This window comes from Pseudomonadota bacterium, assembly GCA_023229365.1.
Taxonomy (GTDB): domain Bacteria; phylum Myxococcota_A; class Polyangia; order JAAYKL01; family JAAYKL01; genus JALNZK01.
Genome location: JALNZK010000184.1, coordinates 1 through 7,830, shown reverse-complemented (window position 1 = coordinate 7,830; position 7,830 = coordinate 1). Strand labels below are relative to the sequence as shown.

Sequence of the window (7,830 nt, the reverse complement as noted above, 5' to 3'; positions counted from 1 at the left end):
GTTAGACCGCCTGCCCGATGGCGCCTACTCGCCCGATCGGGCGCGGCGGTTCGACTTCCATGCGGAGGAGGTGGTCGACAGCTGGTCGGCGGTCTACGCCCCGAGCGGGTGGGAGATAGAACGGTTGGCGGACCTCGACGGCCGCCGCCTGTCGGTGCTCAAGGGTTCGATCCAGCAGACGACGCTGGAGAAGATGGCGAAGGGGTTCGGATTCGACATCACCTTCGTCGAGGCGGCCTCGTTCGAAGAGGCGTACCGGCTCGTCGAGAGCGGACAGGCCGACGCGGTCGTCGCGAACCACCTTTCGGGCGACTACTTTCACCGGCAGTACGGGCTCGAGAAGACCCCCGTCGTCTTCCACCCGGTCTCGCTCTTCTTCGCGGCCAAGGCCAATGCCAACCGCGATCTTCTCGCGGCCATAGACGAGAACCTGCGGGCCATGAAGGCGGAGCCCGAATCGGTCTACTACAAGGCGTTGTGGCGTTGGATGGACCGCCCGCCCAGGGTGATCGTGCCTCCTTATCTCGTGTGGGGGATGGGGGCGGTCGGCGGCCTGCTCTTGATGGCGATCATCTTCATCTTCCTCCTCCGCTGGCGGCTGCGGGTCCGGACGCTCCACCTGGTCGAGGCGAACGAGCGGCTCCGGCAGGCCCAGAAGATGGACGCGGCCGGCCGTCTCGCCGGGGCCATGGCCCACGACAACAACAACATGCTGACCATCATCCTCGGCTGCGCGGAGATGGGGCTTCTGAGCACTGCGCCGGACGACCCGGCCCACGGCTATCTTCAGGAGATCATGAACGCCGCCAAGCGCTCGTCGGAGATCACCCGGAAGCTGCTGGCCTTCGCCCGCAAGCAGGCGGCGTCGCCCCGGGTGCTCGATCTGAACGGGAGTGTGGAAGAGATGCTGAAGATGCTCCGGCCGCTCGTCGGCGGGAGCATCGCGCTCGATCGGGAGCTCGCCGCGGAGCTCTGGCCGGTGTGGATGGACCCGGGGCAGCTCGAGCAGGTCGTCGCCAACCTCTGCGTCAACGCGCGGGACGCCATCACCGGCGCCGGGAGGATCGTCGTCGAGACCCGCAACGAGAGCTTCGACAAGACCCACTGCACCGCGCACCCCGACCATCTCCCCGGCGACTTCGTCCGGTTGACCGTCCGTGACGACGGGAGCGGCATGACGCAGGAGGTCCTCGACCGTCTCTTCGAGCCCTTCTTCACCACCAAGGGGGAGGAGAAGGGTAGTGGTCTCGGGCTCTCGACCGTCTACGGCATCGTCACGCAGAACAGCGGCTTCATCACGGTCGAGAGCGCGCCGGGGAAGGGCACGACCTTCAACGTCCATCTGCCCCGCCACAAGTCGGGATGACGCCCGATGGAGCGCGCCGAGTCATTTGGCAGGGGCGTGAGCGTCTCGTCGTAGGGGCGATTCATGAATCGCCCTTAATCGGCAGGTCGTTCGGCAGGGGCCCCTACTCGTAGATGAGGAACGACTCGAACGCCGCCGTCTCGTTGTAGACGCGCACGCCGCCGCCGCCGGTCACCGACGCGGGCAGATCGCTCTCGTCGATGGAGATCTCGCCGATCTGCCCGAGCTCGCTGTGGTCGAGCGTGCAGGTGACCGTGTCGCCGTCGAAGTACACGCGGATCCTGCGCTGCACGGACGGATCGCGTTCCAGGTCGTCGATCGTGGCGATCTCGTCGACGTTGGACGTGAGGTGCCAGATCCCGAGATCCCCGGTGTTCGACTGGAACGCGCACTGGAACCACGACGTGCTCGTCGCGTGGCCGAACACGGTCGACACCCATCTGGGCTCCACGGCGGACACCTCGCCCGTGTAGTGGAACGTGGACTCGATCGAGTAGGGCGCGGCGGGCACCGTGCCGTGGTACGCGTTCGAGCCGTTGCCGTCGGTCACGCCGGTGTAGACGTCACCGTCCATGGTCCACGAGCCCGCGCCGTCGGTCGTCCACGACGCCGTGGTTCCGGTGAACGGATCGAACGCCGTCGTCTCCGAGAGGATCGTCCCGTCGCCCGGCCACTCGCAGACGTCGCCGACGCCGTCCGAGTCCGCGTCCGCGAGCGTGATGTCCGGGTAGGACGGGCAGCCGTCGCAGTTGTCGTCGACCGCGTCGCCGTCCTCGTCGTGCCCGGCGCCCACGCAGTCCCCGGTGCACGCGAGATCGAGCGCGTAGTCGCCCGGCGTGGAAGTGAAGCCGTCCACGACGACGTAGTAGGTCGAGCCGCCCGACACCGCGACGTCGATGTCCTCGGCCGCGAGGCCGCCGACGGTGCTCGACGCGACGCAGCTCGCCGGATCGCAGCCCGAGCCGATGTCGACGAGCAGGAACAGATCGAGGTCGACGGTCATGCCGGAGAGGACCAGCGAGACGTTCGTATCGTCGACGGGCGCGAAGACGTAGGCGTACTCGGGGCCGACTTCGACGTAGCCGGTGCAGGAGTAGCCCGAGATCGACGACGTCGAGCCGCTCGCGCCGTTGTTGCCCGCGACCGACGAGGCGCACGAGACGGCGTCCGCGGGCGTGCACAGATCGGCGTCGGTGTCGGTGTCGGTGTCGGTGTCGGTGTCGGTGTCGGTGTCGGTGTCGGAACCGGTGTCGGTGTCGGTGTCGGTGTCCGGCCCGGAGTCCGGACCTCCGTCCGAGTCGGAGTCGGAGTCGGTGTCGGTGTCGGTGTCCGTGTCGACATCCGTGTCCGTATCGGAGTCCGTGTCCGTGTCGGTGCCGGAGTCCCCGGCGTACGTCGGCGGTTGGACACCCGAGCACGAGGCGGCGAGGAGCGCCGCGAAGATGCCTGCCCCCAAGGAGATCCTCATGGTGATTAGATACCCCAGAGCCGGAAAATCTCCAAGCGGCCGCCGGGAGAGTGGCGTCCCGGGCCGAGAGAACCGCAGGGGTCGCGAAATTCCGGTTCAGTCCGATCCGCGTTTCGGTACACTCTGTGAGCTGAACCGCGTCGCCCGGGGAACCCGTCGACAGGGAACGCGTCCCTCGCGATCAAAAGGAGGTCCGAAATGGGTCGTTGGTTGACATGCGTCGTGCTCGGGTTGTCGATCCTGGCCGTCGGCGGGGCGAACGCGCAGGCGGCGCTCCACCCGCGGGCGGCCGCGGCCTTGGAGGCGCTCGCGCAGAGGGCGCACGCGGCGCCGCAGGTCCTGGTTTCGGACGAGACGGCGTACCCGTCGCTGATCGCCGGCGCGCTCTCCGGGCCGGCCCCGGGAACGCCTGTCGCGATCGCCGAGCGGTTCGTCTCCGACAACACCGGCCTGTTCGCGGCGTGCCCGGAGGATCTCCGCGCGTCGCGCGGGACACCCAACGCGCTCGGCCGCACCGTGCGGTTCCAGCAGACGTACGAGGGCGTGCCGGTCGTCGGAGGCGAGCTCGCGATCGTCGTGCGGCGCGACGGCTCCGTCCGGATCGCGTCGAGCTCGCTCGCCCCGCTCGAGGGGATCGACGTCGAGCCGGTGCTCGACGCGGCCGACGCGATCTCGGTCGCCCGCGAGGCCGCGCCGCTGCCGGCGCTCGCGGCGGCGGACACGAGCGCCCGCCTCGTGGTCGTGCCGGCCGCGGGCCGCGGGGTGCTCGCCTGGGAGATCCACCTCGGCGCCGTCCCCGGGCTGCTCGCCAACTACTGGGTGTACGCCGACGCGCAGACCGGCGCGATCGTCCGGACGGAGAACCGGATCGCTTTCGAATACGTGGGCCGGGCGTTCGAGACCAACCCGGGCGACTTCGGCGGCCCCTACGCGGATCCCGTCGACGTGATCCTCGACCTCGCGGACGGCGGCCTCGAGTACGACGGCGGCCTCTCGACCCAGACCGCGTGCGACTACGCCGAGGGCGCCGCGGACTGCGCCTGCCCGGCGGAGGGCTGCGTGTGGCTCTCCCACCCGCTCTTCCTCGCGCGCAACTGCCCCGACTACCACCAGACGATCCCGCTCGATCTCTCGTCGTTCGGCCTGGGCGAGATCAACGCGCACTTCTGCAGCGAGGTGCAGACGGCCTCGGCCGACGCCGAGGGCGAGTACATGTACCCCTGGGAGGGCTCCCACTTCGGCCTCGACGATCTCGCGGAAACGGACAAGTTCGCCGAGGTGCAGATGTTCCACCACGTGAGCCGGATCTACGACTACTTCCTCGGGCTCATGGACGGCCACCCGGACGCGGCCTCGCTGGACTGGGAGGGCCACGAGGTCGTGCCGATGATGGCCACGGTCAACTTCCGCATCCCGATCCAGATGACCGGCACCATCGACTTCGCGAACCTCGTCGACCCGGACGGCGAGCTCTATCCGTTCGACAACGCGTTCTTCATGCCGGGCGGCCCGACCGGCATCCCGGGATGGGAGCGCCCGTTCGACTCGATCGTCTTCGGGCAGGGCACGCTGATCGACTTCTCGTGGGACGGTGACGTGATCTACCACGAGTTCGCGCACTCCGTGGCGAACGCCGTGTCCGTCGGCGTGGGCCAGATGATCGAGTTCGGCGACGAGTGGGGCGTCAACGTCGAGCCGGGCGGCATGAGCGAGGGGTACGCCGACGCCTTCGCGGCGTTCTTCACGAACGAGCCGCGGATGGGCGAGTACTCGTTCGCCGGGGCCCCGCAGCCGTACCGGGACATGCTGGGCGACGAGGTCTGTCCGGACTACCTGATAGGCGAGGTGCACTACGACTCGCTCGCGTGGAGCCAGTCGCTGTACCAGGCTCGCGAGGCCGCCGCCGGGACCGACGCGGCCGCGCGGCACGAGTTCGAGCAGGCGGCGTTCGTGGGGCTCACCTCCGTGGTCGCGAACCAGGGGTTCGCGGAGGCCGCGCTCGCCACGGCCGTCGCGATCGAGGAGCTGCTCGGAGAGACGGCGCGCGACGCCGCGCTCGCGGTGTTCGCCGGGCACCAGACCGACGACTGCCCGCGCGTCATCGGCGACGGCCGCTCCGGAGAGGTCGCGAGGGAGACGAACATCGCGGCTCCGGCGGCCGTGAACAGCGCTCCCGCCGTCCCGTACGTCCCGGGGATCGTCCAGTACATGGTCACCGCGGCCGCGGGCGACGCGGCTGTGAACCTCACGATGGGCGTCGCGGCCGAGGCCTCGACGAGCCTGACCGAGCCCGCCGAGCCCGCGATGCTCGTGCTCGTGTCCGCGGGCGCGCCGCTCGCGTTCGCGTACGACGGGACGACGGTCTTTGCGGCGGAGGGCGCGCTCGGGCCCTATCCGCTCGACGGCGACTCGAGGTTCAGCCTCGTCGGCGTGACGCCGGGCGAGTACTACGTCATGCCGGTCAACCAGGGAGAGGGCCGCGGCACGCTCTCCTCCCTGCGCGTCTTCGTGGGAGACGCCGTCGCCGACGCGGAGGGCACCGCGCAGTTCGACGGCCTCGCGCCGGACGCGGGCACCGACGCGGGCGTGGACGGCGAGCCGAAGGGCGGCGACGGTTGCGGGTGCGGCGCGGCCGGGGCGCGCGAAAGGGTCGTCGAAGGATCGTTGCTGCAGCGGATCGCAGCGTCGTTGTTCCGATGATCGCGGCTCGTCTCGCGGCGCGCATCGGCGCGGTCCTGTCCGCGGCGCTCCTCGTCGTCGCCTGCCGCTGCGAAGAGGAGGCGCCCGCCGCGAGGCCCGTCGACGGGGGCGGCCCCGGCGCCTTTGCCGACGCAGGTCCGGGGGCGCCGCCTCCCGAGCTCGCGTACCGCCTGTTCGACGACGAGGCGCAGGCGCTCGAGGCGATCCTCTCGGCCGAGAAGCCGCGCGTGATAGGCTTCGGCGAGTACCATCAGCTCAACCGGACGAGCGGTACGCGCTCCGCGATCGCGCGGTTCGCGGAACGGATGATGCCCGTGCTCTCTCCAACGGCGTCGGATCTCGTCGTCGAGACCTGGGTGAGCGCCGGGCGCTGCGGCAAGGTCGAGAAGCAGGTCGTCGCCGAGGTGGACGAGGTCTCGGAGCGGCCGGCCGAGACCGCGGACGAGACGGTGCTCCTCCTCAGGCGGGCCAAGGCGCTCGGCGTCGCGCCGCACATCCTCACCGTGAGCTGCGCGGAGTACGAGAAGGTGCTCCTGGCCGACGGCGGGCTCGACTACCTCGCGTTCCTCGAGCTCGTCGCGGCGAGGCTCGGGGACGCGGCGGCCGACAGCGTCGCCGGGCGGCCGGCGGACGCGCCGCGCCGGATCGTCGCCATCTACGGCGGGGCCATGCACAACGACGTCGCCCCGCGCGCCGGCTTCGAGGCGGTGTCGTTCGCGAAGCGGATGGCGGAGCTCGGCGGCGGGCCGTACGTCGAGGTCGACATCCTCGTGCCGGAGTTCGTCGCGAAGAGCAACCTCGCGCGCGAGGAGCCGTGGTTCCCGCTCGTCGCGAAGATCGCGTCGCCCGATCGCGTCGCGCTCATCGACCGCGGCGGCGGCGCGTACGTCATCCTGCTGAAGAGGGGGGTGGGGAATCCGCCGACGGCGGAACCTACAGGGCCGGCGGCGCGAACGCCGGATCGTTCGTGATGATGATGTAGCCCATCGTCGGGTGGTTCCAGTAGTCCACCCCATTGGAGGCGCCGCCCAAGATCGTCAGCGTGTGCGTGCCGACGGTCAGCGGCGATGACCAGACCGGGGTCATGGAGCCGTCGCCGTTCGCCTGGTCCCAGGCCCAGTTCCAGTCGGCGCCGCCGGAGATATCCCAGACGATCGGCGTGGTCGGCAGGCCGTCGACCTGGAACTGGAACGAGGCGAGCGCGTCGGACGGCTTCCAGCGCAGGCCCCACATGTACCAGGTCCCTCCGTCGCAGGGGATGTCGAACGTCTGGATCGCGGTGCCGCTGAACGCTATCGAGGTGTAGATGTAGGTCATGCCGTCGACCGTGCCGGACACGTTGGTGACCATCGGCGCGGCGATCGCCGCCCCGGCCCAGTCGAAGAGCACCGCCTGGTCCTCGCACGGCGTGACCGCGCCGTCGTAACACTCGCCGGCCACCGGGTTGTCGATCGAGAGGGAGAGCGTGAACAGCCCTTGTCCACCGTTGTCGTGAGCATTCGCATCGACCACGATCTCGTACCACCCCTCGTCGACGGCGACGATGGTCAGGTACTCCGGGGCGCCGTTGCCGCCGCTGTCGTCGCAGTCGAGGAGCGTCGTCGTCGAGCACGTCGGGACCGTGGCCGACGGATCGAAGAACGCGGAGACGGAGAGGTCGTCGCCGACGTCCGTCGGGTCCATCGTGACGTCCAGCACCTCGCCGGCGAACAGGTAGACGCGGTACATCAGGTCGTGGCCCGGTTGGTTGACGCCACCGCAGGCCACGTTGATGTTCGGATCCACACCCGCGGCGGCGGTGTCGCCGGTGATCGTGATCGGCAGCTCGTCGCGGCCGACGGTGTGCGCCGTCCCGCAGGTCTCGCCGTCCTCGCCGCCCCCGTCGCAGACGTAAACGTTGCAGTCCAGGCCGACCCAGCCGGGCAGGCAGTCGCACTCCGGTGGCTCGATTTCGTCGACGCACTCCTCGTTCGTGCCGCAGTCATCGTAGATCGACACCGGCGCGTCGCAGGAGTCGAACTGCCAGACGTCGTTCAGGTTGCACTCGAGGTGATCGTCGAGGACGTCCGCCTGGCAGAACGGCCCGCCTGATCCAGTGATGCAGGTCTGGCAGGCCAAGCAGTCCGTGGCGATAGCGGCCTGGGCGCCGCAGGAATCGAACCAGTAGATGTCGTCGCCGACGCACTCGGTGTGGTCTTCGAAGTCGGCGGTTTTGCACTCGGGCCCCGTGGGGCCGACGCCGCAGGTCTGGCAGGCCAAGCAGTCCGTGGCGAAAGCGGCCTGGGCGCCGCAGGAA

The 7,830-nt window shown here is 69.8% G+C and carries 5 protein-coding genes; 3 read left to right on the top strand and 2 right to left on the bottom strand.

The features are described 5' to 3' along the window. Positions 1–1,366, top strand: a 1,366-nt coding sequence (locus M0R80_30145; GenBank protein MCK9463900.1) for an ATP-binding protein, incomplete at its 5' end; no start/stop codon positions are given. A 103-nt stretch (positions 1,367–1,469) separates the two neighbouring features. Here the strand turns inward: M0R80_30145 and M0R80_30140 are convergent. Then, entirely contained in the window at positions 1,470–2,834 is a 1,365-nt protein-coding gene (locus M0R80_30140; GenBank protein MCK9463899.1) for a hypothetical protein, read from the bottom strand. Between the two features lie 198 nt (positions 2,835–3,032). Here M0R80_30140 and M0R80_30135 point away from each other — a divergent pair, with 198 nt between their 5' ends. Both M0R80_30135 and M0R80_30130 read left to right on the top strand, forming a co-directional pair. Then, positions 3,033–5,534 carry a hypothetical protein gene (locus tag M0R80_30135; GenBank protein MCK9463898.1) on the top strand — a complete coding sequence of 834 codons (2,502 nt, stop codon included), beginning with the start codon at positions 3,033–3,035 and terminating at the stop codon, positions 5,532–5,534. Then, a complete protein-coding gene (locus tag M0R80_30130) occupies positions 5,531–6,505 on the top strand; it encodes a hypothetical protein (GenBank protein ID MCK9463897.1) in 975 nt (324 codons plus the stop codon). The genes M0R80_30135 and M0R80_30130 overlap by 4 nt, the downstream gene beginning before the upstream one ends. Here M0R80_30130 and M0R80_30125 read toward each other — a convergent pair. Beyond that, a partial coding sequence (locus M0R80_30125) for a hypothetical protein (protein ID MCK9463896.1) occupies positions 6,468–7,830 on the bottom strand: 1,363 nt, incomplete at its 5' end. The genes M0R80_30130 and M0R80_30125 overlap by 38 nt on opposite strands.

Excerpts from the sequence above, each read along its gene's own strand:
- M0R80_30140 (MCK9463899.1), bottom strand. The coding sequence starts at position 2,834 with ATGAGGATCTCCTTGGGGGCAGGCATCTTCGCGGCGCTCCTCGCCGCC.
- M0R80_30135 (MCK9463898.1), top strand. The coding sequence starts at position 3,033 with ATGGGTCGTTGGTTGACATGCGTCGTGCTCGGGTTGTCGATCCTGGCC.
- M0R80_30130 (MCK9463897.1), top strand. The coding sequence starts at position 5,531 with ATGATCGCGGCTCGTCTCGCGGCGCGCATCGGCGCGGTCCTGTCCGCG.